This window comes from Sphingomonas sp. BAUL-RG-20F-R05-02 (assembly GCF_022662305.1).
Classification (GTDB): Bacteria; Pseudomonadota; Alphaproteobacteria; order Sphingomonadales; family Sphingomonadaceae; genus Sphingomonas.
Genome location: NZ_JAKNQH010000005.1, coordinates 172,036 through 198,248, shown reverse-complemented (window position 1 = coordinate 198,248; position 26,213 = coordinate 172,036). Strand labels below are relative to the sequence as shown.

The 26,213-nt window shown below is 66.2% G+C and carries 20 protein-coding genes; 12 read left to right on the top strand and 8 right to left on the bottom strand.

Annotated features, from left to right (window positions below; all coding sequences use genetic code 11):
* Nucleotides 1–10: 10 nt before the first annotated feature.
* Complete coding sequence (locus L8F97_RS13030; protein ID WP_242150673.1) at nt 11–1,660, bottom strand: amidohydrolase; 1,650 nt, start codon at nt 1,658–1,660, stop codon at nt 11–13.
* A gap of 87 nt (nt 1,661–1,747) precedes the next feature.
* Between L8F97_RS13030 and L8F97_RS13025 the strand changes: the two genes are divergently transcribed.
* Nucleotides 1,748–3,001 carry a threonine ammonia-lyase gene (locus L8F97_RS13025; RefSeq protein WP_242150670.1) on the top strand — a complete coding sequence of 418 codons (1,254 nt, stop codon included), beginning with the start codon at nt 1,748–1,750 and terminating at the stop codon, nt 2,999–3,001.
* Nucleotides 3,002–3,259: 258 nt separating this feature from the next.
* The gene (locus tag L8F97_RS13020) at nt 3,260–4,054 is read left to right on the top strand and encodes an arginyltransferase (protein ID WP_242150667.1); all 795 of its coding nucleotides are present in this window, start codon (nt 3,260–3,262) and stop codon (nt 4,052–4,054) included.
* 488 nt (nt 4,055–4,542) lie between these two features.
* Here L8F97_RS13020 and L8F97_RS13015 read toward each other — a convergent pair whose 3' ends face one another.
* From L8F97_RS13015 to L8F97_RS13000, 4 genes are all read right to left on the bottom strand, one after another.
* Entirely contained in the window at nt 4,543–5,478 is a 936-nt protein-coding gene (locus L8F97_RS13015; RefSeq protein WP_242150660.1) for an alpha-E domain-containing protein, read from the bottom strand.
* The gene (locus tag L8F97_RS13010; RefSeq protein WP_242150657.1) at nt 5,478–6,983 is read right to left on the bottom strand and encodes a circularly permuted type 2 ATP-grasp protein; all 1,506 of its coding nucleotides are present in this window, start codon (nt 6,981–6,983) and stop codon (nt 5,478–5,480) included. Before L8F97_RS13010 ends, L8F97_RS13015 begins: the two co-directional genes overlap by 1 nt.
* Before the next feature lie 95 nt (nt 6,984–7,078).
* Entirely contained in the window at nt 7,079–7,876 is a 798-nt protein-coding gene (gene bla, locus L8F97_RS13005; protein ID WP_242150654.1) for a subclass B3 metallo-beta-lactamase, read from the bottom strand.
* A complete protein-coding gene (locus L8F97_RS13000) occupies nt 7,876–9,921 on the bottom strand; it encodes a protein-disulfide reductase DsbD family protein (protein ID WP_242150652.1) in 2,046 nt (681 codons plus the stop codon). The genes bla and L8F97_RS13000 overlap by 1 nt, the downstream gene beginning before the upstream one ends.
* A gap of 79 nt (nt 9,922–10,000) precedes the next feature.
* Between L8F97_RS13000 and L8F97_RS12995 the strand changes: the two genes are divergently transcribed.
* The 3 genes from L8F97_RS12995 (at nt 10,001) to L8F97_RS12985 (ending at nt 15,256) form a co-directional block, all read left to right on the top strand.
* The gene (locus L8F97_RS12995) at nt 10,001–11,677 is read left to right on the top strand and encodes an alkaline phosphatase family protein (RefSeq protein WP_242150649.1); all 1,677 of its coding nucleotides are present in this window, start codon (nt 10,001–10,003) and stop codon (nt 11,675–11,677) included.
* A 285-nt stretch (nt 11,678–11,962) separates the two neighbouring features.
* On the top strand, nt 11,963–14,644 hold the full coding sequence (acnA, locus tag L8F97_RS12990; RefSeq protein ID WP_242150645.1) for an aconitate hydratase AcnA: 2,682 nt from the start codon (nt 11,963–11,965) through the stop codon (nt 14,642–14,644).
* Nucleotides 14,645–14,782: 138 nt separating this feature from the next.
* Entirely contained in the window at nt 14,783–15,256 is a 474-nt protein-coding gene (locus L8F97_RS12985) for a DUF1348 family protein (protein ID WP_242150643.1), read from the top strand.
* Between the two features lie 23 nt (nt 15,257–15,279).
* Here L8F97_RS12985 and ada read toward each other — a convergent pair whose 3' ends face one another.
* On the bottom strand, nt 15,280–16,308 hold the full coding sequence (gene ada, locus L8F97_RS12980) for a bifunctional DNA-binding transcriptional regulator/O6-methylguanine-DNA methyltransferase Ada (protein WP_242151198.1): 1,029 nt from the start codon (nt 16,306–16,308) through the stop codon (nt 15,280–15,282).
* Between the two features lie 120 nt (nt 16,309–16,428).
* On the opposite strand from ada, the gene L8F97_RS12975 reads away from it, so the two are divergent.
* The 7 genes from L8F97_RS12975 to L8F97_RS12945 all read left to right on the top strand — a co-directional run bounded on the left by L8F97_RS12975 (nt 16,429) and on the right by L8F97_RS12945 (nt 23,814).
* A complete protein-coding gene (locus L8F97_RS12975; protein WP_242150640.1) occupies nt 16,429–17,079 on the top strand; it encodes a hypothetical protein in 651 nt (216 codons plus the stop codon).
* 189 nt (nt 17,080–17,268) lie between these two features.
* The gene (locus L8F97_RS12970; RefSeq protein WP_242150637.1) at nt 17,269–17,823 is read left to right on the top strand and encodes a F0F1 ATP synthase subunit delta; all 555 of its coding nucleotides are present in this window, start codon (nt 17,269–17,271) and stop codon (nt 17,821–17,823) included.
* A gap of 2 nt (nt 17,824–17,825) precedes the next feature.
* A complete protein-coding gene (atpA, locus tag L8F97_RS12965; RefSeq protein WP_242150634.1) occupies nt 17,826–19,355 on the top strand; it encodes a F0F1 ATP synthase subunit alpha in 1,530 nt (509 codons plus the stop codon).
* 43 nt (nt 19,356–19,398) lie between these two features.
* The gene (locus L8F97_RS12960; protein ID WP_242150631.1) at nt 19,399–20,280 is read left to right on the top strand and encodes a F0F1 ATP synthase subunit gamma; all 882 of its coding nucleotides are present in this window, start codon (nt 19,399–19,401) and stop codon (nt 20,278–20,280) included.
* 46 nt (nt 20,281–20,326) lie between these two features.
* Complete coding sequence (atpD, locus tag L8F97_RS12955; RefSeq protein ID WP_242151195.1) at nt 20,327–21,781, top strand: F0F1 ATP synthase subunit beta; 1,455 nt, start codon at nt 20,327–20,329, stop codon at nt 21,779–21,781.
* Nucleotides 21,782–21,890: 109 nt separating this feature from the next.
* Nucleotides 21,891–22,142: an ATP synthase F1 subunit epsilon gene (locus tag L8F97_RS12950; protein WP_242150628.1), complete on the top strand. Its 252-nt coding sequence runs from the start codon at nt 21,891–21,893 to the stop codon at nt 22,140–22,142.
* A 139-nt stretch (nt 22,143–22,281) separates the two neighbouring features.
* Nucleotides 22,282–23,814 (top strand): CpaF family protein, encoded by a 1,533-nt coding sequence (locus L8F97_RS12945; RefSeq protein WP_242150625.1) that lies wholly within the window; start codon nt 22,282–22,284, stop codon nt 23,812–23,814.
* A gap of 85 nt (nt 23,815–23,899) precedes the next feature.
* On the opposite strand, the gene L8F97_RS12940 is transcribed toward L8F97_RS12945, so the two are convergent.
* Together L8F97_RS12940 and L8F97_RS12935 are read right to left on the bottom strand one after the other, a co-directional pair.
* On the bottom strand, nt 23,900–24,676 hold the full coding sequence (locus L8F97_RS12940; protein ID WP_242150622.1) for a SapC family protein: 777 nt from the start codon (nt 24,674–24,676) through the stop codon (nt 23,900–23,902).
* 51 nt (nt 24,677–24,727) lie between these two features.
* Nucleotides 24,728–26,176, bottom strand: coding sequence for an FAD-binding oxidoreductase (locus L8F97_RS12935; protein ID WP_242150619.1), 1,449 nt, complete (start codon nt 26,174–26,176; stop codon nt 24,728–24,730).
* Between the last annotated feature and the right edge of the window lie 37 nt (nt 26,177–26,213).

Below are 26,213 nucleotides of genomic sequence, written 5' to 3'. Positions count from 1 at the left end.
CGCCGCCCGATCATTTGCGCACCCAAACCTTCTCGCCGCCGATCCAGGTCTGCAACACCACCGTATCCCGCAACTCCGTGGGCGAGGCGAGCAGCGGGTCGTGGTCGACGATGATGAAATCCGCACGCTGCCCGGGTGCGAGCCGCCCGAACTTCGTTTCGGCGAAGCCGGCATAGGCCGCATCCATCGTATAGGCTTTCCACGCCTGTTCGCGGGTGATCGCCTCCTGCGGTTGCCAGCCGCCATATGGCTGGCCATCCGCGCCCTGCCGGGTGAACGCCGCCGCCCAGCCGGCAAACGGATTAGGGCTTTCGACCGGGTAATCGGTGCCGAACGCCAGCCCCGCGCCATTCGCCAGCATCGACTTCCACGCATACGCGCCCGCCAGCCGCTGCGGCCCCAATCGTGCCTCTGCCATCTTGTAGTCGCTGGTCTCGTGGACCGGCTGCATCGACGCGATCGTGCCGTATTTGCCGAAGCGCGGCAGGTCGGCCGGATCGACAATTTGGGCATGTTCGATCCGCCAGCGCCGATCACCCTTGTAGGTCTGCGCCATCTGATCGATCGCGTCGAGCACCTGCGCATTGGCCTTGTCGCCGATCGCGTGGACGGCAACCTGATAATTGTCCATCGCCGCGCGGCTCATCAGGTTCTGGATGACATCGTCGCTCATGAAGCCGGCACCCGACTGGCCGGCCGCGTCGCTGTACGGCGCCTTCAGCCACGCCCCGCGCGAGCCGAGCGCGCCGTCGGCATACAGCTTCACCCCGCCCATGTGCAGCTTGTCGGCGTACAGCCACGGCGTCGGTCCGCCGCCGCCGATCCGCACCGCCGTATCGACACCCATCGCATAGCTCATGATGCGGACGCGGAGCGATCCTACATCGCCGATCCGCCGGTACGACAGCCAGTCGTCAAGAGTCGTACCCATGTCCGACGTGGCGGTGACGCCGTAGCTCAGCAACGTCTCCTGCGCGCGCAGGAACGCGAGATCCCGCTCCTTCGGCAGCGGCTGCGGCACGACCTTGTTGACGAGTTCCTGCGCGGCATCGACGAACACGCCGCTCGGGGCGGCGCCGGTCTTCTCGATCCGGCCGCCCGGCGGCGACACGCTCTTGTTGGTGATCCCCGCCGCCTTCAGCGCGGCGGTGTTGCCCCAACTGGCGTGTCCGTCGATCCGCGACAGCCACACCGGACGGTCCGACACCACGCTGTCGAGATCGGCGGCGGTCGGGAACCGGCCCAGCCCCCACGCCTCCTGATTCCAGCCACCGCCGACGATCCACTTGCGCTCCGGATTGGCGGCGGCATAGGCGGCGATCCGCGCCTTGGCCTCGTCCAGCGAATGCGCCTGCGACAGGTCCAGTTCCATCGAGCGGAAGCCGAGTTCCATCACATGCCCGTGCGCATCGACGAAGCCCGGCAGCAGCACCTTGCCCTTTTCATCCGCGCGCCAGTCGAGCCGCTCGGGTCGTTTGTCCTTGGCCTGGAGCAGCTTCACGACCTTGCCGTCCGGGCTGATCAGCAGCGCATTGAAACGCACCACCCGCCCATCCTTGTCGAGCGTCATGCCGTTGACGTTGTCGACCAGCGCATCGGCGAACGCAGGAGAGCTTGCAAGGAGCGCGACGAGCGCGACGGAGCGGAGGAACATGGCCATGGCGCACGCGATACGGTGTGTTCCCTCGCTGCGCCAGATGGTCTAGGGCGCGCGCTTGGCCCGAAGCGGCGAAACGGAAGCGCAACGATGGCAACGCAGATGAAATCGGCCCCCGACACCCTGCCCGTGACGATCGACGACGTTCGCATGGCGCATGCGCGCATCGCCGAGGCCATCGTCCGCACGCCGACCTTCATCAGCCGCACGCTGTCGAAGATGACTGGCGCGACCGTGTACCTGAAGTTCGAGAATCTCCAGTTCACCGCCGCCTACAAGGAACGCGGCGCGCTCAATACCTTGTTGCAGCTCGACCATAACGAGATGGGCGTGATCGCCGCCTCGGCGGGCAATCATGCGCAGGGCCTCGCCTATCACGCCAACCGGCTCGGCATCCCCGCCACCATCGTCATGCCCACCACCACGCCGACCGTGAAGGTGATGCAGACCGAAAGCCACGGCGCGCAGGTCGTGCTGTTCGGCCAGACTTTCGACGCCGCCTACGCCCACGCGCGCGAACTGGAGGCGGAGCGCGGCTATACCTTCGTCCACCCGTTCGACGATGCGCGCGTAATCGCCGGGCAAGGCACCGTCGCGATCGAGATGCTGGCGGATGCGCCATCGATCGATACGCTGATCGTGCCGATCGGCGGCGGCGGGCTGATCTCGGGCATGTCCACCACCGCGCGTGCGATCAGCGCGGAGCGCGGCGGTGCCCCGATCGAGGTGATCGGCGTGCAGGCGGAACTGTTCCCCTCGATGTACAACCGCATCAACGGCACCGACATGGCCTGCGCGGGCGACACGCTGGCGGAAGGCATCGCGGTCAAGGAGCCGGGCGCGATCACCTCCGGCATCGTACGCGCGCTGGTCGACGACATCGTGCTGGTCAGCGAACGCAGTCTGGAGGAGGCGGTCAGCCTGCTCCTCCAGATCGAGAAGACCGTGGTCGAGGGCGCCGGCGCCGCCGGTCTCGCCGCGCTCCTCCAGCACCCCGAGCGGTTCCGGGGCAAGACGGTCGGCATCATCCTGTGCGGCGGCAATATCGACACGCGGCTGCTCGCCAACGTGCTGCTCCGCGATCTCGCCCGGTCGGGCCGGCTCGCCCGGCTGCGCATCGTGCTGCGCGATCAGCCCGGCGCGCTGTACGGCGTGGCGCGCATCTTCGAGCAGGAACGCGTCAACATTCTCGAACTGGCGCATCAGCGCATCTTCACCAACCTGCCGGCAAAGGGCCTGAGCCTAGACGTCGAGTGCGAAACGCGTGATCTCGCGCATCTCGAACGGCTGAAGGCGGCGCTGCATGCCGAAGGATATGAGGTCAGCCCGGTCGAGCTCGGCTGACGAAACGACTCGCGCGTGCGGCAGGCTGCGCATCGCGCGGCTTTGCCGTACGCGCGGCGATCTTTATGGTGCGTAGCGTCTGCCCAGACAGCCGGTTTGCTACCCATTTGGGTGCAATGTGCTGCAATTCCGCCGCGACAGAAAAGCTAACACGCGTTAACCTTCATTGATGGTAAAGCGGCTTTTCAGAACGACCGGAGCGATTCATAAGACGATCAGGCCCTGCATCGGCAGCGGCCATGAAAGGACCAACCGGCGGTGAGTGCGCCCTTCCGTTTTCCCCGCTTCTTCGTCACCAGCCCCTCGCCGTGCCCCTACCTGCCCGGCCGCCAGGAACGTAAGGTTTTCACGGAGTTGCGCGGGCCACATGCCGGCGATCTCAACGATGCGCTCGGCCGGATCGGCTTCCGCCGCAGCCAGTCGGTCGCCTATCGGCCAAGCTGCGCGGGTTGCTCGGCCTGCGTGTCGGTGCGCGTCGTGGCATCGGACTTCGCCGCCAATGCGACCCAGCGCAAGCAGATGCGCCGCAACGCCGATCTCGACGTGTCCGCCTGCCGGCCATGGGCGACCGATGAGCAGTTCCAGTTGCTCCGCCGCTACCTTGGCGAGCGGCATCCCGGTGGCGGCATGGCGGAGATGGACGAGCAGGATTATGCCGACATGGTCGAGCATTCGCCGGTCAATTCCTTCGTCATCGAATATCGCGAGCCAGCGGCGGACGGCGCGCGCGGCAAGCTGATCGGTGCGTGCCTGACCGACCAGCAGGCGGACGGCCTGTCGATGATCTACAGCTTCTTCGACGCCGACGCCGACGCACGGCCGGGTTTCGGCAACATGATCATCATGGACCACATCACCCGCGCCCGGGCGATGGGGCTGCCCTACGTCTATCTCGGCTATTGGGTGAAGGGTTCGGCGCGGATGGCGTACAAGACGCGTTACCGCCCGATCGAGGTGCTTGGCCCCAAGGGGTGGACGCCGCTCACCGACGAGGACGCGACCTACCAGCCGCCCGCGCAGCATTATGCGGTGCTGGCGGACGAGATCGCTTGAAATAACGGCGCATGGAGCGAGCGGAGGGTTGTGCCGCTTGCATGTGCATGTCGGCGGTTGATGCTTAGCGAATCGGCTTCGCTATGTTCGACATGACCTCGGTGTCACGAACAATCGTCGCGCGTTTCGAAGGTCTCCGCCAGATGCTATAGCATCGCTATGGACCGCAAGACACATTTCGATGACAGCGAAGTCGAGGCGCCTAACATGATCGCCTATGTCGTCTTCGCTCTGTTGGTTGCAGGTTCTGTCGCAGCGATCCGACTGATGTGGGTGGGTTCTTACCGCTTTTGGTGAGGTTACGCAGCTCAGTTCGGTGCTTGCTCGATCATGCACCGCACAGTGGCGCATCTCACGCGATGTCACCGGTGAAAAACCGAGCGGCGGCGCTAGCTCGTCCTCGATAGTGTAGCGGGCGAAAACCGACACTGCTGAAGGTTCGGACTGAACAACGTGGAAGCAGATCCCGCAAACAGCCCGCCTCGCTTTTACCCGAACTTGAACTGCCCCGCGATGGCATGGTGCAGGGCGTCGTTGTCGGCGAGGAACTGCTCGAGATACTGGTGCAACCCGGCCGCGATCACGTCCTTGGACCGCGTCTTGAGCATATGCGCCTGCCGATCGCGCGCCATCTGATCCGCCTCGCCGTGCATGCCGGTGCGCTTGGCGAGCAAGGTGAGGAACTCGACCGTTTCCTCCGCCGAGGCCGCAAGGCTGCGCGGCAGTTCCGCGCGCGAGATGAGCAGGTCGATGACGTTGGACGGCAGCAATCCGTCCGAATAGAGCCAGCGATAAGCCGTCACGGCGGAGACGGTCTGCAGGATTGTCGTCCACTGGTCGCGATCGACCACCCCGCCGACCGGCTCGCCCGCCGGCAAGAGGATGTGGTATTTCACGTCGAGCAACCGCGCGGTGTTGTCTGCCCGCTCGATCGCCTGGCCGAGCCGGATGAACCACGTCGTCTGGTTGCGCAGCATCCGGTGGATCGCGCCCTCGAACCCGCGTGTCGCCGCCTTGACCGATTCGGCCAGCGCCAGCGTCGCCGCCGCGCCGCCGGGCATCGCGCGGTTCTGGAACAGCAGCCACGCCTGGTTGATGCCGGTCCACGCCTCCCGCGTCAGCGACGTGCGCACCGCGCGCGCGTTGTTGCGCGCACGATCGAGCGAGTGGACCAGCGACCCCGGATGCGTGGTGTCCAGCGTCAGGAACCGCGCGACCGCATCCTGACCGGCCTCGGCACCGGTCCGTGCGAAGGCGGCGGTGGTATCGGTGACGGCAAGCGCGCTTTCCCACGCGATCTGCCCGGCCGGGCGCGGCGACAGCGCATCGAGCCGGATCGTCGCCTCGACCAGACGCGCGATGAAATCGGCCCGCTCGACATAGCGGCCCAGCCAATAGAGCGACGATGCGGTGCGCGAGAGCATCAGTTGCCGCCCGTGCGCTGGCTCATGCCGCCCATCGACTGCGCCATGCCGCCAGGCCCCTGCGACTGCCGCATCGTCCCGTCATCCATCAGCACGAAACTGTCCTTGGTGCCGCCGCCTTGCGACGAGTTGACCACCAGCGAGCCTTCCTTCAGCGCGACCCGCGTCAGCCCGCCCGGTACCACCTGCACGCCGCGCGATCCGGTCAGCACGAACGGGCGGAAATCGACATGGCGCGGCGCCAGCCCCGCGTCCGCCAGCGTCGGCACGGTCGACAACGCCAGCGTGGGCTGCGCGATATAGCGGTGCGGTTCCGCGATCAGCGCGGCGCGGAACGTCTCGATTTCGTCACGCGAGGCGGTCGGCCCGACCAGCATGCCATAGCCACCGGAACCGTCGACCAGCTTGACCACCACCTTGTCGAGATTGTCGAGCGTGTACTGCAATGCACCCGCCTCGCGGCAACGCCACGTCTCGACATTAGGCAGCTTCGCCTCGCCGCCCGAGTAATATTTCACAATCTCCGGCATATAGCTGTAGATCGCCTTGTCGTCGGCGATGCCGTTGCCCGGCGCGTTGATGAGCGCGACGTTCCCGGCCGCATAGGCGCGGATCAGCCCTGGCACCCCCAGCATCGAATCGGCGCGGAACACCTCGGGATCGAGAAAATCGTCATCGATGCGGCGATAGATCACGTCGATCTTCACCAGACCGGCGATCGTCCTCATCCAGACGAAATCATCCTCGACGACGAGATCCGCCGCCTCGACCAGTTCGATCCCCATCGAATCGGCAAGGAAGCTGTGTTCGTAATAGGCCGAATTATAGTGGCCCGGCGTCAGCACCACACACACCGGCGCGGCCACCGCGCCCGGCGCGACCGACCGCATCGTCTCCAGCAGCCGATCGGGATACGAATCCACTGCCGCCACGCGGAAATGGCCGAACAGTTCGGGGCAGAGCCGCAGCATCGCCTCGCGGTTTTCCAGCATATAGCTGACCCCGGACGGCGTACGGGCGTTATCCTCCAGCACGAAGAACTCGTCGGGACCGGTGCGGACCAGATCGATCCCGCAGATATGCGCCCAGATGCCGTGCGGCGGCCGCATACCGGCAATCTCGGAGCGGAACTGCGGGTTGCCGAGCACGAGGTCCGCCGGCAACACGCCGTCTTTCAGGATCTTCTGCGCGCCGTAGATGTCATCGAGGAACGCGTTGATCGCCTCGACACGCTGTACCAGACCCTCGGACAGCCGCGCCCATTCACTGGCGAGGAAGATGCGCGGCACGATGTCGAACGGGATGATCCGCTCGCTCGCGTCGCTGTCGCCGTACACCGCGAAGGTGATGCCGAGCTGGCGGAACGTCGCCTCGGCCGACTGCTGGCGGCGGCGCAGTTCGGCGGCGGGCGTCCCCTCGATCCAGGTGCCGAGCGCGGCGAGTTCCGACCGGCACACCGTCGATCCCGATTGCCCCATAATCTCGTCGAACGCTTGTATTCCCATCGACCCGAAAACGCCCTTCTATGTCGCCAGCCCATGCTGCGACGGATTGTTGCGCCGCACAAGGCGCTTTCTTGACGGGAAAACGGGCGGTCGGTTTAAGGGTGGAAGTCGCTGCGCGCCTCGGCGACGATTTTCGGGAGCGCCTTGCGGTCGATGAAGGCCGCGCCGCCGCCGCGCGCCTCATGCTCCAGCACATCGGCAAACTCCGGGTGCATCGGCAGCACGATGTCGGCGGGCATCGCCCCCATTCGCGCGAAGCTCTTGCGGTAATCCGCGACGATATTGGGGTAGGCGCGATTGCCCTTCAGCACGTTGCCCGCAACCGTCAGGCTGCACGGGAATACCACGTGCAGCTTGCCCACCGGCATCGACCAGGTGGTGCAGCCCGGCGTATGTCCCGGCGTAAGCGTAGCAGTGATGCCGACGTTGCCCAGCCGCACCGTCTCGCCATCACGCACGATCCGATCGACCGGCACCGCGGGAAAGCGGGTGTGGCCGTTCTCGTTATCCGCCTCGTGTCGGCCGGCGCGCAACGCGCCCGCGTCGGCGGCGGAGGACACCAGCTTCGCGCCAGTATCGCGGCGCAGTTGCGCAAAGGCGGCGGCATGGTCGAAATGCGCGTGCGAATTGAGCATCAGCTTCAACTGCCCCGGCCCGACGCCGATCGCGCGCAGGTTGCGTTCGATCAATCCGGCGCTCTGCGCGAGGCCGCTGCTGACGAGGATCGCGCCGGCGTCGGTCTTGATCGCATAGACCGCCAGCCCCTCGGTTCCTACGTACCAGATCGGCCCGGCGATATGGAACGGCTTGATCGGCTTCGACCAGCTCGCCGGGCTTTCGGCAAGCGCGGGCGTGGCGGTCAGTGCGGCGGCGGTGAGGAGCAGGCGTTTCATCATAGCGCCGCCAGCATCCCCGGAGTCAGCACCTGTGGCAAGACCTGCGGTTCGGCCGCGCCCGGCGCGTAATACAGATACAGCGGCACGCCGGCGCGATTATGCGCCTCGATAAAGCGGCCGAGCGTGGCGTCGCCGTTGGTCCAGTCCCCTACCAGCACCGCGACGTTCTTCTTCGCGAAGGCGGCGCGGGTCGCGTCGGTCTCGATCGCGGCCTTTTCATTGATCTTGCAGGTCAGGCACCAGTCGGCGGTGAAGTATGCGAACACCGGGCGGTTGGCGGCGCGGAGACTGGCGAGCTTGGCCTCGCTGAACGGCTCATCGTTCCCCGCAACTACAGATGCTACCCTTGCTTTGCCGCCGAGTGGAAAAATCGTGAGGGCGCCCCATACAAAGATCAAGGCAATCAACCCAACCCGGAACGCGCCGAATGGAAGGCCCTTCCGCTGCCGATGACCGCCAGAATACAATACTTGCGACAGGATCAAGGCCGCCAGCAGGCCAACCGTCAGACCATCGGTGCCGACCTGCCGCCCCAGCACCCACGCCAGCGCGATCGCGGTCAGCCACATCGGGATCGACAGGATGCGGCGGAACGTCTCCATCCACATGCCGGGCTTGGGCAGCAGCTTGCGCAAGCTCGGCACAAAACCGAGCGCGAGGAACGGCAGCGCTAGGCCGATGCCCAGCCCGGCGAACACCGCCAGCGCGGCATACCACGGCAGCACCAACGCCGCGCCAAGCGCCGCGCCCATGAACGGGCCCGTACACGGCGTCGCGATGAACGCGGCCAGCGCCCCGGTCGCGAACGCACCGCCTGCCCCGCCCGCGCGGTTGACGAACTGCGGCGTCGGGATCTCGAACAACCCGCCGAGGTTGAGCGACAGCGCCACGCTCAACAGCAACAGCACGACGATCGCGCGCGGATCCTGCAACTGGAACGCCCAGCCGACCGCGCTGCCGCCCGCCCGCAAACCGAGGATGACCGCCCCCAGCCCCACGCAAACCGCCACCACGCCCGCCGTATAGGCGAGCGCCTCGGCCCGCGCCGACCGTTCGTCGAGATGCCCGCGCGCCAGGCTCAGCGCCTTGAGGCTGAGGATCGGGAACACGCACGGCATGATGTTGAGGATCAACCCGCCCAGTACCGCCCCCGCCAGCGCGATCAGCGTCGCAGTCAGCGCGCCGCTCGGCGGTGCCTCGGCCGGCACGTTACCCGCGGGCGCGACCGTGCCGGGCGTGGCGTCCACGACCAGTCCCTTGCCGGCGCCGATCGCCAGCACGCCGGTCAACGCGCCGGTTCCACCGGAACCCGGCTTGGTTGCGATGACGACGCGATCGCCATCCCGCGCGATGGTCTGCTTGGCCGCATAATCGACGATACCGGTCGAAACCGGATAGAAATAGGCTTCGGTGAGCGGCGCGTTCGCCGGGTAAGGCACGCTGATCCGCAACGCGCCATCCGCCACCTGGAACGTCGCGGCGCTACCGATCGGCTTGGGAATCGCCTGCCGCCACGCATCGAAACGCGCGCGGTTCTCCGGCGTCACCGCCCCGTCGCCGACGGTCAGGTCGACCGCGAGATCGGCCGATTCGGGAACGCACACGCTCGACGTGCACACGAGGTAATCCGCGTGCAGCTTGACCGGCAGCTTCGTGCCCGCCGCCAGCCCCGCCGGAACATGCAGCGTCACCAGCGGCGCATACGGCTTCTCGAACACATAGTTCATCAGCCCGGCGACGAGCAGCCGCTGCGGTACCGGATAGACCGGCGCCGCGGAGGTCACGCCCTTCGGCAGCGTCCAGCTAAGCTTGGCCGGAAAGCCTGCATCGCCCGGGTTCTGCCAATAGCCGTGCCAGCCCGGCTCCGGGCGCGTGTCGAGCGCAAGCGTCACGTCGCGCCCCGCCGCCGGCGTCGCGCTCTCCGCCACCAGCCGAATCGCGAGGTGCGGCCCATCGCCAAGCGCGCCGGGAGCGTCGGCCCAGGCGGCATTTGCGGCAAACAGCGCCAGGAAAGTCACGAACAGGTAATGAAGCGCACGCATCGGGCAATCCTTGTCGGCAAACCGCGTCTCGGCCATAGCCGCCGGCGGGAGTGCTTCGGATCGCCGCGAAAGGAAAGTCATGAATCGTTTTACCGCCCTCCCCGCCCTTGCATTGGCCCTTTCGTTCGCCCTCGCAGCCACCCCGTTGGCCGCGCAGTCGGCACCGCCCGCACCCGTAGCCGTCTCGCCGGAGACGCCGCCGAATCTGATCGTGGCGATCTCGGTCGACCAATTTTCGGCCGATCTGTTCGCGGAGTACCGCAACCACTTCACCGGCGGCTTTGCCCGGCTGCTCACCGGTGACGTGTTCCCCTCGGGCTATCAGAGCCACGCCGCGACCGAGACGTGCCCCGGCCACTCCACCATCCTCACCGGCTTCCGCCCGGCGAAGACCGGCATCGTCGCCAACACCTGGTACAACCTCAAATCGCCGCTGGCCGACAAGCAGATCTATTGCGCCGAGGACGAGAGCATCCCCGGCAGCACGCACGAGAAATACACCGTCACCGACACGCATCTGCTCGTCCCGACGCTCGGCGAACGCATGAAGACCGCCAATCCGGCGGTGCGCACCGTTTCGGTGTCGGGCAAGGATCGCTCGGCGGTGATGATGGGCGGCCACAAGGCGACGCTCGACGAGATCTGGTGGTGGGACGGCAAGGCGTTCGTCAGCTACGCCGGCCGCAAGACGCCCGATATCGTCACCCGCACCAACGCCGCCGTGTCCGCGCGCATCGCCGAAGCGCAGCCGGGCTTCGAGGTGCCGGACTTCTGCCGCAGCCGTGATCGCGCCATCCCGCTCGGCGGCGGCAAGACCGTCGGCGCCGGCCATTTCGAGCGTGACGCCGGCAACCGCACCAAGTTCCGCGCCTCGCCCGAGTTCGACAACGCCATCCTCGCGCTCGCCGCCGGCATGGTGCGCGACATGAAGCTCGGCACCGGACCCGCCACCGACATCATCGACATCGGCGCCTCGGCGACCGATTACGTCGGCCACACCTATGGCACCGAGGGTGCCGAAATGTGCATCAACCTCGCCAATCTCGATCATTCGCTGGGCGAACTGTTCGACCAGCTCGATGCGACCGGGGTCGATTATCTCGTCGTCCTCACCGCGGATCACGGCGGCCACGACATTCCCGAGCGCAACCGCGAACATGCCATGCCGGGCGCGGTGCGCACCGATGCCACCTTCTCGACCAAGGCGATCAACGCGACCGTCACCGGGCGCCTCAACCTGCCGGGCCAGGTCCTGTTCGGCGACTCCGGTTCGGGCGATATCTGGATCGACCCGAAGCTGACCGCGAAGCAGCACGCCGCCGTCCTTGCCGAAGCGCTCAAGGTCTATCGCGCCAGCCCGTTCGTCGCCGCCGCCTTCTCGGGTGCCGAGATCGCCGCCTCTCCCGAGCCGAACGGGCCGCCCGAGACATGGCCGCTCATCATGCGCGCCAAGGCGTCGTACAATCCTGCGGTGTCGGGCGATATCGTCGTGGCGCTGAAGCCACGCGTGATGCCGATTCCCGATCCCACCAAGGGCTACGTCGCCACGCATGGCAGCTTCTGGGATTATGATCGCCGCGTGCCGATCCTGTTCTGGCGCAAGGGCATGGTCGGCTTCGAACAGCCGCTGTCGGTGGAGACGGTGGACATCATGCCGACGCTCGCCGCCGCGATCCACCTGCCGGTGACCGCGCCACTTCCGGACGGACGCTGTCTCGATCTTGATGGCGGTGCCGCCTCGACCTGCCCGAACTGACGGGGGCGCCCAAAACCTTCCCGGCTCGCAACGGGAAGGTCTTGGCGTCGATAAACTCATACAAAAGTCGCGCAAATCGCGCGATAAGCCACTGTTTTTGAGAGTGCGTCGCAACAGCCGCACTCCGTGTGCTTTGCCGCGCCGCAACCTTTGCGCATCGCGTCCACGGTTGCTAAGGCCCCTTGCGACTCACGCTTTCGCCCTAGCCGGGGCGCGCTCGTGCGGCGCTCGTTGCCGCTTTCCCGCCGCGCTCCCGTCACGGGGCATCCTATGGGAAGGACCCGCATGACCGCCATCGGCCAGGATACGCTCGGCACCCGCGCCACGCTCGACGTGAACGGGATCGAATATGATTACTACTCGCTGGCGGCAGCGGCGGAAAAGCTCGGCGATATCAGCCGCCTGCCCTTTTCGATGAAGGTGCTGCTCGAGAACCTGCTGCGCTTTGAGGACGGCGTGACCGTCACCGAAGCCGACATCCAGGCGATCATCGACTGGCAGCAGAACCCCAACGCGCCCGACCGCGAGATTCAGTATCGCCCGGCGCGCGTGCTGATGCAGGATTTCACCGGTGTGCCCTGCGTGGTCGATCTCGCCGCGATGCGCGACGCGATCACCAAGCTCGGCGGGGATGCTGCCAAGATCAACCCGCTCGTCCCCGTCCACCTCGTCATCGATCACTCGGTAATGGTCGACGAGTTCGGCACGCCCAAGGCGTTCGAGGATAACGTCGAGCTCGAATACCAGCGCAACAACGAGCGGTACGAGTTCCTGAAGTGGGGCAGCAAGGCGCTCGATAACTTCAAGGTCGTGCCCCCCGGCACCGGCATCTGTCACCAGGTCAACCTCGAGAACATCGCGCAGGCGGTGTGGTCCTCGGTCGCGCCCGACGGCAAGAAGATCGCCTATCCGGACACTTGCGTCGGCACCGACAGCCACACCACGATGGTCAACGGCCTGTCCGTACTCGGCTGGGGCGTCGGCGGGATCGAGGCGGAAGCCGCGATGCTCGGCCAGCCCGTCTCGATGCTGATCCCCGAAGTGGTCGGCTTCAAGCTGACCGGCGAGTTGGCCGAGGGCATCACCGCCACCGATCTCGTGCTCACCGTCACGCAGATGCTGCGCGCCAAGGGCGTGGTCGGCCGCTTCGTGGAGTTCTACGGCCCCGGCCTCGACGTGCTGACCCTCGCCGACCGCGCGACCATCGCCAACATGGCGCCGGAATATGGCGCGACCTGCGGCTTCTTCCCGGTGGATGACGCGACGCTCGATTACATGCGCCTGACTGGCCGCGACGAGGACCAGATCGCGCTGACCGAAGCCTATGCCAAGGCGCAGGGCTTCTGGCGTGAGGCGAACGCCGCCGATCCGGTGTTCACCGATACGCTCTCGCTCGACATGGCGAACGTGGTGCCGTCGCTCGCCGGCCCGAAGCGCCCGCAGGACAAGGTGATCCTCACCGAAGTCGACGACACGTTCAACGCCGATCTCGTCAAGATTTACAACCACGCCAGCGCCAAGCGTGTCGCGGTGGACGATCGCGATCATGATATCGGTGACGGCGACGTGGTGATCGCCGCGATCACGAGCTGCACCAACACCTCGAACCCATCGGTGCTGGTCGCCGCCGGGTTGGTTGCGCGCAAGGCCAACGCGCTCGGCCTCAAGCCCAAGCCGTGGGTCAAGACCTCGCTCGCGCCGGGTAGCCAGGTCGTCACCGATTACCTCAACAAGTCGGGCCTGTCGGCGGACCTCGACGCGGTTGGTTTCAACCTCGTTGGATATGGCTGCACCACCTGCATCGGTAACAGCGGCCCGCTCGCCGAGCCGATCTCGAAGGCGATCAACGGCAACGATATCGTCGCTGCCTCGGTGCTGTCGGGTAACCGCAATTTCGAAGGCCGCGTCTCGCCCGACGTACGCGCGAATTTCCTCGCCTCGCCGCCGCTGGTCGTCGCCTATGCGCTTAAGGGCACCGTGGTCGAGGACTTCACCACCACCCCGATCGGCCAGTCGACCGATGGCAACGACGTCTACCTCAAGGACATCTGGCCCTCGAACGCCGAAGTTCGCGAACTGATGGACGCGAACATCGACCGCGCGATGTTCCAGTCGCGGTATGCGAGCGTGTTCTCGGGCGACGAGCGCTGGCAGGCGATCGACGTTACGGGCTCGGACACGTACGCATGGCGCGCGGGTTCGACCTATGTCGCCAACCCGCCGTATTTCGAGGGCATGACGATGACCCCGGTGCCGACCGAAGACATCGTCGAGGCACGCCCGCTCGCGATCTTCGCGGATTCGATCACCACCGACCACATCTCGCCGGCCGGTTCGATCAAGGCGGACAGCCCCGCAGGCAAGTTCCTGCTCGATCATCAGGTGACCAAGGCGGACTTCAACAGCTACGGCGCGCGCCGCGGCAACCATGACGTGATGATGCGTGGCACCTTCGCCAACATCCGCATCAAGAACGAGATGACGCCCGGCATCGAAGGCGGCGTAACCAAGTACGTGCCGACTGGGGAAGTCATGCCGATCTACGACGCGGCGATGAAGTACAAGGCGGACCACACCCCGCTCGTCGTCGTCGCCGGCAAGGAATATGGCACCGGCTCGTCGCGGGACTGGGCGGCGAAGGGCACCAACCTGCTCGGCGTGCGCGCGGTCATCACCGAAAGCTTCGAGCGCATCCACCGCTCGAACCTCGTCGGCATGGGTGTGCTGCCGCTCCAGTTCGCGGATGGCGTGACGCGTCAGACGCTCAAGCTCGACGGCACCGAGACCTTCACGATCATGAAGGTCGCCGAGATCCGCCCGCGTCAGGACGTCGACGTCACGCTCACCCGCGCCGACGGCACGGTCGAGACGTTCAAGACGCGCTGCCGCATCGATACCGTCAACGAACTGGAATACTTCCTCAACGGCGGCATCCTGCAGTACGTGCTGCGCAAGCTCGCGGCGTAACACAACGCGCCCGCGTGCCGGTGGCGCGCGGGTGGGTTTTCTGATCGGCAGTTCTCCCGAACCCGTTCGCGCCACCCGCTCGGCGCGAACGGGTTTCGTGTATCTGCCGCCTTGGCACCTCGCGAAAGGATCGCCCGTATGGAAGCCGAACGCCCGCCGCTGCCGCCCTTCGCGACGCCCGAGGACGCCGCGCGCAAAGTGCGCATGGCCGAGGACGCATGGAACACGCGCGATCCCGAACGCGTGTCGCTTGCCTACACGCCAGACAGCCACTGGCGGAACCGCACCGATTTCGTGCAGGGGCGCGAGGCGATCGTCGCCTTTCTTACTCGAAAATGGGCGCGCGAACTTGAGTACCGGCTCATCAAGGAACTGTGGGATTTCCGCGAGAACCGCATCGCGGTGCGCTTCGCCTACGAATGGCATGACGACAGCGGCAGCTGGTTCCGATCCTACGGCAACGAACTCTGGGAGTTCGACGCACGTGGGCTGATGCGGCGTCGCGTCGCCAGCATCAACGACATGCCGATCCGCGAGGACGAGCGGCTATACCACTGGCCGCAAGGCCGCCGGCCGGACGAACACCCCGGCCTCAGCGAGCTCGGACTCTGAGCCACCCGCCTATGCCGAAACGCTCACGCCTCGCGCTTGCGTAGCGCGATCTTGCGGTCGATTCCCCAGGCGTAGCCTGCCATCGACCCGTCGGCGCGTTGCGCGCGGTGGCACGGCGTGACGATCGACACCGGGTTGGCGCCGCACGCCGTGCCCGCCGCACGTACTGCGCGCGGATTGCCGGCAGCAGCAGCTAGCTCGCGGTAGCTGCGTGTCTCACCCGGCGGGATATCGCGCAGCGCCTGCCACACCGCCTCCTGAAACGCGGTACCCTGCACGTCGAGTGGCAGATCGAGGTCACGGCTCGGGGTTTCGACCAGCGCCACCACCTGCTCAGCCAGTTCGGCCAGCGCCGCGTCACCCGCGACGATCTCCGCCTGAGGGAAGCGTGCACGCAAATCGGCCTCACCTTCGTCGAAAGTGACGCGGCACAGGCCCTTGTCGGTCGCGGCGATCATCATAGGCCCAAGGGTGGTAGTCGCGATCGTCCAGCGGATTACCGCGCCCGCACCGCCCTTGCGCCAGATGCTCGGGCTCATGCCGAGCCGCTTGGCATCCTGTTCGTAGAAGCGGCTCGGCGCGGAATAACCGGCCTCGTAAATGGCGTGGGTCACGCTATCCTCCTGGCTGAGCGCCTGTGTCGCGCGTCCGGCCCGCAACCCGCGTGCATAGGCAGCGGGGGTCACGCCGGTCGCGCGTTTGAACAGGCGGTGGAAATGGTGCGGCGCGTAGCCGACCTCGGCCGCAAGCGCATCAAGGCCCGGCGCATCCTCACCCGCCAGCAGCGCCACCGCGCGCGCCACCGCGATCTGGTCACGCGCGGCATCGTCGGGCTTGCAGCGCAGGCAGGCACGGTAGCCTGCCACCCGTGCGGCCGCGCCATTGTGATAGAAGGCGACGTTCTCGCGCTTGGGTCGGCGCGCCGGGCAGCTTGGCTTGCAATAGATGCCCGTGGTGTGGACCGCGATCACGAAGCGCCCGTCACGGCGGCGGTCGCGTGTATCAAAGGCGGCCCATGCGGCCTCGGCGTCGATTGGATCGGTATCGCTCATGACACGGGTATAGCGCGCCGCCGCGCCCGCCACATCCCGAGACTTGCGGCCAAACGCGCCCACCCGCCAGCCCGAAGGACGGGACTTTCGCCGCCACCGCATCCCCGCTACCCAACCGAAATGCTCGCGCCCCCGCCTCCGCCGATCGTTGCCCCCGCATGGCCGGATACGCCCGTCGCGCGTCTGGAGGCGCTGGCGATGCTGCAGTCGCTGGAACTCGCCCTTGTCACGCAGGACAGTGCGACGCTGGTGCTCGACGATTGGTGCGCGCGCCACCATCTCGCCCCGCCCGGCACCAAGATCGTCGCCGACCGTCAGTTCGGCGCCACCCACGACGCCCCGGCCGATGTCCGCGCAAGCCTGCACGTATCCGCCGACACGCCGCTCAACTACCGCCTCGTCCACCTGCGCTGCGGCGAGCGCGTGCTGTCGATTGCGGAGAACTGGTACGTTCCCGCGCGCCTCACCGCCGAGATGAATCGGGCGCTCGACACCACCGACACGTCGTTCGGGCGAGTCGTACGGCCGCTCGGGTTCCGCCGCACCACGCTCGCCTCGCGAATGCTGTGGTCGCCTCTTGGCGAGGACTGGAGCACTATAGGTGATGGGACCGCTAACAGAACGCAGGCCGCGCAAAACCTCACCATTCCGTCCCGGGTGATCGAGAACCGGGCGGTGCTGGTGCTGCCCGACGGCGCGCCGTTCGCTTATGTAATCGAGAACTACACCGCCGCCGTGCTGGCCGCGCCACCACCGGCGCTCGACCGCTGAGTTCATGGGCCTGCGCACCGCAACCCTGGTTGATCGCGCCGTGACTGTCGCCACAACTTGAACACCCCGCGCGGCTTGCGCATTGCCGAACCCGATGCTAACCGCCCGCAACCCATATGAAGGCGCGGTGAACACCCTGTTCGGGCATGGGGCCAATTTCTGTACGCCCAATTCGAGGAACCTGATCGCGTGGAGACATCCGGCGGTATTCAAGCCAACTTAAGCGGACGCTACGCCACCGCTTTGTTCGCGCTGGCCCGCGAAACCAAGTCGATCGACACCGTCGAGGCGAGCCTCGCGACCGTGCGCGCGACGCTCGACCAGTCGGACGATTTCCGCCGCCTGACGCAGAGCCCGCTGGTGTCGCGCAAGCAAGCCGCCGCCGCAGTAGCCGCCACCGCCGACGTGATGGGCGTGGATGCGACCACCAAGAACTTCCTCGGCGTGCTGGCCGAAAACCGCCGCCTGTCGCAGCTTCCCGCCGTCATGCGCGCGTTCCGCGACCTCGCCGCCAACTTCCGTGGCGAGACCACGGCAGAAGTCATTTCCGCGCACCCGCTCGACGCCGAGCAGGTCGACGCGCTCAAGCAGCAGCTTCGCACCCGTATCGGGCGCGAGGTTGCCGTCGACCTCTCGGTCGATCCCTCGCTCCTTGGCGGGCTGGTCGTTAAGATCGGCAGCCAGATGATCGATTCGTCGATCAAGACCCGACTGAACTCACTCGCGCACGCGATGAAAGGCTGACAATGGATATCCGCGCCGCAGAAATCTCGAAGGTCATCAAGGACCAGATCTCCAGCTTCGGTACCGAGGCCGAAGTCTCCGAAACGGGCCAGGTGCTGTCGGTCGGCGACGGCATCGCGCGCATCCACGGACTCGACAACGTCCAGGCCGGCGAAATGGTCGAATTCTCGAACGGCGTGCAGGGCATGGCGCTCAACCTCGAGGCCGACAACGTCGGCGTCGTGATCTTCGGCTCGGACGCCGAGATCAAGGAAGGCGATGTCGTCAAGCGCACCGGCACGATCGTCGACGTGCCGATCGGCAAGGGCCTGCTCGGCCGCGTCGTGGACGGCCTCGGCAACCCGATCGACGGCAAGGGCCCGATCGTTTCGGACCAGCGCAGCCGCGTCGAGGTCAAGGCACCGGGCATCATCCCGCGCACCTCGGTGCACGAGCCGGTGCAGACCGGCCTCAAGGCGATCGACGCGCTCGTTCCCGTCGGCCGTGGCCAGCGCGAGCTCATCATCGGCGATCGTCAGACCGGCAAGAGCGCCGTCGCGATCGACACGTTCATCAACCAGAAGACCGCCAACGCCGGTGATGACGAGAGCAAGAAGCTCTATTGCATCTACGTTGCGATCGGCCAGAAGCGCTCGACCGTCGCGCAGCTCGTCCGCACGCTGACCGAGAACGGCGCGATGGACTATTCGATCGTGGTCGCCGCGACCGCGTCGGATCCCGCCCCGCTCCAGTTCCTCGCGCCGTACACCGGCACCGCGATGGGCGAGTATTTCCGTGACAACGGCATGCACGCGCTGATCGTGTTCGACGATCTTTCCAAGCAGGCCGTCGCCTACCGTCAGATGTCGCTGCTGCTGCGCCGCCCGCCGGGCCGCGAAGCCTATCCCGGCGACGTGTTCTATCTCCACAGCCGCCTGCTCGAGCGCGCCGCGAAGATGAACAAGGACAACGGCTCGGGCTCGCTCACCGCGCTGCCGATCATCGAGACGCAGGCGGGCGACGTGTCGGCCTACATCCCGACCAACGTGATCTCGATCACCGACGGCCAGATCTTCCTCGAAACCGATCTGTTCTTCGCCGGCATCCGCCCGGCGATCAACGTCGGCCTGTCGGTCAGCCGCGTCGGCTCGGCCGCGCAGACCAAGGCGATGAAGAAAGTGTCGGGCTCGATCAAGCTGGAGCTCGCGCAGTACCGCGAGATGGCGGCGTTCGCGCAGTTCGGCTCGGATCTCGACGCATCGACGCAGAAGCTGCTCAACCGCGGCGCGCGCCTGACCGAGCTGCTCAAGCAGCCGCAGTTCTCGCCGCTGCCGTTCGAGGAGCAGACCGCGTCGATTTTCGCCGGCACGCAGGGCTTCCTCGACACGGTGCCGGTCGGCGACGTGGTGCGCTACGAAGCGGCGATGCTCGCCGATCTGCGTGCCAACCATGCCGCCGTGCTGACCAAGATCCGCGACACCAAGGATCTCGGCGACGAAGCCAAGGCCGGGCTGAAGTCCGCGCTTGAAGCGTTCGCCAAGACCTTTGCGTAATTGATATGTGCCCCCGCCCGCGCGGGGGTACAAAGGGAACGAGATGGCGAGCTTAAAGGCCCTCAAGATCCGCATCGGCTCGGTGAAGTCGACGCAGAAGATCACCAAGGCGATGAAGATGGTCGCCGCCGCCAAACTGCGCCGCGCGCAGGAAGCGGCGATCGCCGCACGTCCGTATGCCAGCCGCCTGGAAAAGGTGATGGCGAGCCTCGCCTCCAAGGTGACGGCCGGCGAAAGTGGTCCGAAACTGCTCGCCGGTACCGGTAGCGATCAGGTTCACCTGCTGATCGTGGCGACCTCCGAGCGCGGTCTGGCGGGTGCGTTCAACTCGAACATCGTCCGCGCCGCGCGCCGCAAGGCCGAGGAGCTGGAGAAGGCAGGCAAGACCGTCAAGATCTACGTTGCCGGTAAGAAAGGCCGCGTCATCAAGCGGTTCTACCCGACGCAGATCGTGGTCGATCACGAGATGAGCCACATCAAGACGGTCGCCTTCGCCGATGCGAAGACGATCGCCGAGGACGTGATCGCTCGTTACGAGGCTGGCGAATTCGACGTCGCGCACCTGTTCTACGCCCGCTTCCAGTCGGCGCTGGTGCAGGATCCGATCGGCCGCCAGATCATTCCGGTGGCGCTTCCCGCCAACGATACGGCCGCGCCGGACGACGGCGGTGCCGCGGTCGAGTACGAGCCCGATGAGGAGTCGATCCTCGCCGATCTGCTGCCGCGCAACATCGCGATTCAGATCTTCGGCGCGCTGCTGGAGAATGCCGCGTCCGAACAGGGCAGCCGCATGACCGCGATGGAAAACGCCACGCGCAATGCCGGCGACATGATAAAGCGGCTCAGCATCCAGTATAATCGCGCCCGACAGGCCGCGATCACGACCGAACTGGTCGAAATCATTTCCGGCGCGGAAGCGCTGTAAGAATCGCAAGAAGGTAGGACGAGCAATGGCAACCGCCCCCGACACGATCGCTCCGGTAGCGACCACCAACAACGTAGGCCGCATCAGCCAGGTGATCGGCGCGGTCGTCGACGTGACGTTCGACGAAGGCAATCTGCCCGCGATCCTGAACGCGCTGGAGACGAGCAACAACGGCAACCGGCTGGTGCTGGAAGTCGCGCAGCATCTTGGCGAGAACACCGTCCGCACGATCGCGATGGACGCGACCGAGGGCCTGATGCGCGGCCAGACCGTGACCGACACCGGCGCGCAGATCCGCATGCCGGTCGGCCCCAAGACGCTCGGCCGCATCATGAACGTCATCGGCGAGCCGATCGACGAGCGCGGGCCCATCGGCAACACCGAAACCGCCCCGATCCACGCCAAGGCTCCGCTGTTCGTCGATCAGTCGACCGAGAGCGCGATCCTCGTCACCGGCATCAAGGTGATCGATCTGCTCGCGCCCTATGCGAAGGGCGGCAAGATCGGCCTGTTCGGCGGCGCCGGCGTCGGCAAGACCGTGCTGATCCAGGAACTCATCAACAACATCGCCAAGGGCCATGGCGGCACCTCGGTGTTCGCCGGTGTTGGTGAGCGTACCCGCGAGGGCAACGATCTCTATCACGAGTTCCTCGACGCCAACGTGATCGCCAAGGACGCCGACGGCAACGCCACCTCGGAAGGATCGAAGGTCGCGCTAGTGTACGGCCAGATGAACGAGCCGCCCGGCGCGCGCGCCCGCGTCGCGCTGTCGGGCCTGACCATCGCCGAATATTTCCGCGATGTCGAAGGCCAGGACGTGTTGTTCTTCGTCGACAACATCTTCCGCTTTACGCAGGCGGGCGCGGAAGTGTCGGCGCTGCTCGGCCGCATTCCGTCTGCCGTGGGCTATCAGCCGACGCTGTCGACCGACATGGGTGCGCTCCAGGAGCGCATCACCTCGACCAACAAGGGGTCGATCACCTCGGTGCAGGCCGTGTACGTTCCGGCCGACGATTTGACCGATCCGGCACCGGCCACGTCGTTCGCCCACTTGGATGCGACCACCGTGCTCAACCGCGCGATCTCGGAGCTGGGCATCTACCCGGCGGTCGATCCGCTCGACTCCACGTCGCGCGTGCTCGAACCGCGCGTCGTCGGCCAGGAGCATTACGAGACCGCGCGTGCGGTGCAGTCGACGCTCCAGAAGTACAAGTCGCTTCAGGACATCATCGCCATCCTCGGCATGGACGAACTGTCCGAAGAGGATAAGCTGACCGTGTCGCGTGCGCGGAAAATCCAGCGTTTCCTGAGCCAGCCCTTCCATGTCGCGGAGGTCTTCACCGGCATCCCCGGCAAGTTCGTGGCGATCGAGGACACGGTGAAGTCGTTCAAGGCCGTCGTCGAGGGCGAATACGATCACCTGCCCGAGAGCGCCTTCTACATGGTCGGCGGCATCGACGAAGCGATCGCTAAGGCCGAGAAGATGGCGCAAGAGGCGTAAGCCTCTGATCGCCTCGCCCGTTCCGGGCGAGGTTTGGTGGGGCGACGGCGCGCGAGACACGCCCCGCCCCGCCCCCTCCTGGACACGGAGGGGCTAAAGGAACCGAAACATGCTGCACTTCGAACTCGTCACGCCTGAGAAGCTCGTCCGCTCGGAGGAGGTCTATATGGTCGTCGTGCCTGGCACCGAGGGCGACTTCGGTGTGCTCGAAGGCCATGCGCCGGTGATGTCGACGATCCGTGACGGTGCGTTGCAGATCTACCGCACGGGTAGCGGCGAGCCAGAGACTCTGCCGATCCTTGGCGGTTTCGCCGAGGTGAACGCGAGCGGACTGATCGTCCTCGCCGAACAGGTCGGCTGAGCCAAGGCGGGCGCCGAGGCCGCCGCCAATCGCGTCGGCGATCTAGCAGCGTGAACCGCGCAGAATCCTTTCGCGGCAATTAGGCAAATCTCAAAACTTCTCCGCTACGCAGTCTCGTCGAGATGAAGGACAGCGTAGAATGAGTGCATTTGGCCGTCGCCCCGGTGCCACTGGACCCGGCAACCGCCCCGCCTTCGGCGTTGCGCGGCCGATGCAGGGTGGTAGCGCCCGTCCCGCCACGGACGCCGATGTCGCGTCCGAGCAGTTCCCGCCGCTGAACGACCTGCCGATGCCCGGTGAAATCGAAGGCTTGCTCGGTGGGATGCCGGACGCCCCGCAGGACGCGATGACCCGCCTCGCCGAACGGCAGGCGGCGTCGGGAGAGGCTGGCAACAGCCGCGTCGAGGGGTTTGAGGCATCGATCCACAAGATCAAGGAACAGGTGTTGCCGCGCCTGCTCGAACGCGTCGATCCCGAAGCGGCGGCCACGCTCAACAAGGACGAGCTTGCCGAGGAGTTTCGCCCGATCATCGGCGAAGTGCTTGCCGAGCTGAAGTTCACCCTGAACCGCCGCGAGCAGTTCGCGCTCGAGAAGGTGCTGGTCGACGAGCTGCTCGGCCTCGGGCCGCTCGAGGAACTGCTCAGCGATCCGAACATCACCGACATCATGGTCAACGGCCCCAACCAGACCTTTGTCGAGCGCAAGGGCAAGCTCGAACTCGCGCAGATTCAGTTCCGCGACGAGGAGCATCTCTTCCAGATCGCGCAGCGCATCTGCAACTCGGTCGGCCGCCGCGTCGACCAGACCACGCCGCTCGCCGACGCGCGCCTCAAGGACGGTTCGCGCGTCAACGTCATCGTGCCGCCGCTGTCGCTACGCGGTACCGCGATCTCGATTCGTAAGTTCTCCGACAAGCCGATCACGCTCGACATGATGGCGGGCTTCGGTTCGATGAGCGTCAAGATGGCGACCGCGCTGAAGATCGCGGGCGCGTGCCGCTTCAACGTCGTCATCTCGGGCGGCACGGGTTCGGGCAAGACGACGATGCTCAACGCTCTGTCGAAGATGATCGACCCGGGCGAGCGCGTGCTGACGATCGAGGACGCCGCCGAACTACGCCTGCAACAGCCGCACTGGCTGCCGCTTGAGACGCGGCCCGCCAACCTGGAGGGTCAGGGCGAAATCAGCATCCGCGATCTCGTCAAGAACTCGCTGCGTATGCGCCCGGATCGCATCATCCTCGGCGAAATTCGCGGGTCCGAGTGTTTCGATCTGCTCGCCGCGATGAACACCGGCCACGACGGCTCGATGTGTACGCTCCACTCCAACTCCCCGCGCGAGTGCCTTGGGCGTATGGAGAACATGGTGATGATGGGCGACATCAAGATGCCAAAGGAGGCAATCAGCCGTCAGATCGCCGATTCGGTCGACATGATCGTCCAGGTCAAGCGTCTGCGCGACGGATCACGCCGCGTGACCAACATCACCGAGGTGATCGGCATGGAAGGCCCGGTGATCGTCACGCAGGAATTGTTCAAGTTCGAATATCTCGACGAAAGCGCCGAGGGCAAGATCATCGGCGAGTATCGCTCGATGGGGTTGCGGCCATACACGCTGGAGAAGGCGCGGCAGTTCGGCTTCGATCAGGCGTATCTGGAGGCGTGCCTGTAAAAGCACGCCTGTTCCCGCGGGTGACCGCTTCGCCGCACATGCGGCGTGAGAGCGGGCGGACGTGTTACCATCCGCCCTACAATGATTAGCTCTGAAGCTGCGGCAGCGGCACCTTGCCCGCACGGTTCTGGCGGTCGAACAGCTGCGGCATGAGCTGCAACGAGAACAGGTGCGCGTGCAGCAGCGGCAGCATGCCGTTCTTCTGGATCTTGCGCAGTTGGTCACCGCGCAGCTCGTTGAGTTTTTCCTCATTGACCATCTGGAAGCCGCGATAGACGAACGGCTGCGGCGCGCCCTCGGGCTGGATCGAGATTTCGCCTTCCATCAACAAGCCCATCTCACGCACTTCCCGCATGAAGTTCTGCGTGCGGGCGCCGGCCTCCTCGAACATCTCGTTGAACTGCAGGATGTTCTGCACGATCGGCGCGGGCTTGCCGTCATCGAACAGCGCGTCACCCTCATCGAACGCGCCGATCACGTCGGCGGTGGGGTCGAAGCAGAGCGACAGTTCCTGTGCGTCCGGCGTCAGCCGCGCGAGCATGAACGGATAACGGCGTACGTATGCGGGCACGTAGACCGACGCGTCGTCGAGCTTGCCCTCGTCGTCGATGAAGACGTTGACGCCTTCGTTCAGGCCCATCAGCGCGATCGGCACCGCGTCGTCGCCGGCGGTGAAGACGATCGGCATCGACCGCTGGACGTGGACGAACTCGTCGACCGTAACCGGAATGGCGTGCTGGTTGACGAGGAACGGCGCGCGATCAAGCTGGCGCAGCTTGAAGGCGGCATGCGCCCCGCTCGAAAGCGGCTCGAGCGCGTTGTAGAACAGGGGAAGCGAGGCTTGTTGCGGCGCGCTGGCCATAATCATCTCCAAGAAAGCCGGCCGTCCGGACGCGCCGATTGGCGTTCGGCTCTATGGCGCGCGCGGGGCGGACGCAAGCGCGACGAGCTTGCCGGGGTTCATAATGCCCGATGGATCGAGTGCGCCCTTGATCGCGCGCTGCGCGGCGAGCCGGGCGGGCGGCGACAAACGTTCCAGTTCGCGCAGCTTCATCTGGCCGATGCCATGCTCCGCCGAAATCGAGCCGCCCGCCGCGACGACGAGATCGTGGACGAAGCGGGTCACCACCGGCGCATCCTCGGCATACCAGCGCGCGGGATCGCTGCCGGCCGGCGCACGGACGTGGAAATGCACGTTCCCGTCCCCAAGGTGTCCGAACGCGGTGGCGTGCGAGCCCGGAAAACGCGCCTCGGCAGCAGCGGCGCCCTCGATCATGAAGCGCGGCATCCCTGCCACCGGCACCGAAATGTCGTGCTGCACCGCCGGCCCGCCCGCCCGCTCCGCTTCGGACAGCGAATCGCGAATACGCCAGAACGCGTCGGCCTGCGTCTCGTTCGCCGCGATCACCGCGTCCGCCACGTCTCCCGCCGCGATCGCAGGCGCGAGCAGTCGTTCCAGCAGCGCGGCGGGTGCTTCCGCGCGCGCATCGGCTACGGTCGCCTCGATCAGGACGTGCCACGGATGCTGACCGGCAAGCGGCGATCGCGTCGCGGGGATATGCTCCAGCACGCGCGCCAGCGAGTCCCCGGAAACAATCTCGAATCCCTCGATCGTGTCGGTCCGCGCCTCCAGCCGCCGCAACAGCGCGAGTGCCGCTTCCGGGTCCGTCACGCCGACCCACGCCACCGCCCGGTCCGCCGCCGCCGGCACCAGCCGCAGCGTGACGGCGGTGATGATCCCGAGCGTCCCCTCCGCGCCGATCAGCAGCTGGTTGAGATCGTAACCGCGATTGTCCTTCTTCAACGCGATCACGCCATCATGTACGGTGCCATCGGGCAGCACCGCCTCGACCCCCGCGATCAGCCCGCGCATCGTGCCGAAGCGCAGCACCTGCGTCCCGCCTGCGTTGGTCGAGGCAAGTCCGCCGATCGTCGCGCTGCCGCGCGCGCCGAGCGTCAGCGGAAAGCGGCGCCCGGCCCGTGCCGCCGCGTCGTGGAGATCGGCGAGGATCACGCCGGCTTCCGCCACCGCAAGATTGTCCTGCGCGGACAGCGAGCGGATCCGGTTGAGCCGCCGCAACGACAGGATCAGCGCGGATCCGTCGGCGGGCGGCGTCGCGCCGCCGACCATCGAGGTGTTGCCCCCCTGCGGCACCAGCGGAACACCATGCGCGTTCGCGAGCGCCAGCACCGCCGCGACGCCGGCAGTGTCGCCGGGGGCGAGCATGGCGGGCGCGTGCCCATGATAACGACCGCGCCAGTCGTTTTCCCACGGCGCGATGTCGTCGCGGTTCGTGATGACGGCCTTTTCGCCAAGTGTGGCGCGAACCGCCTCGACGAGCGCGGACTGTGCTGTATTCATGGGTTGTGTGCCTACCATGCACGCCTTCCGCTCCGCA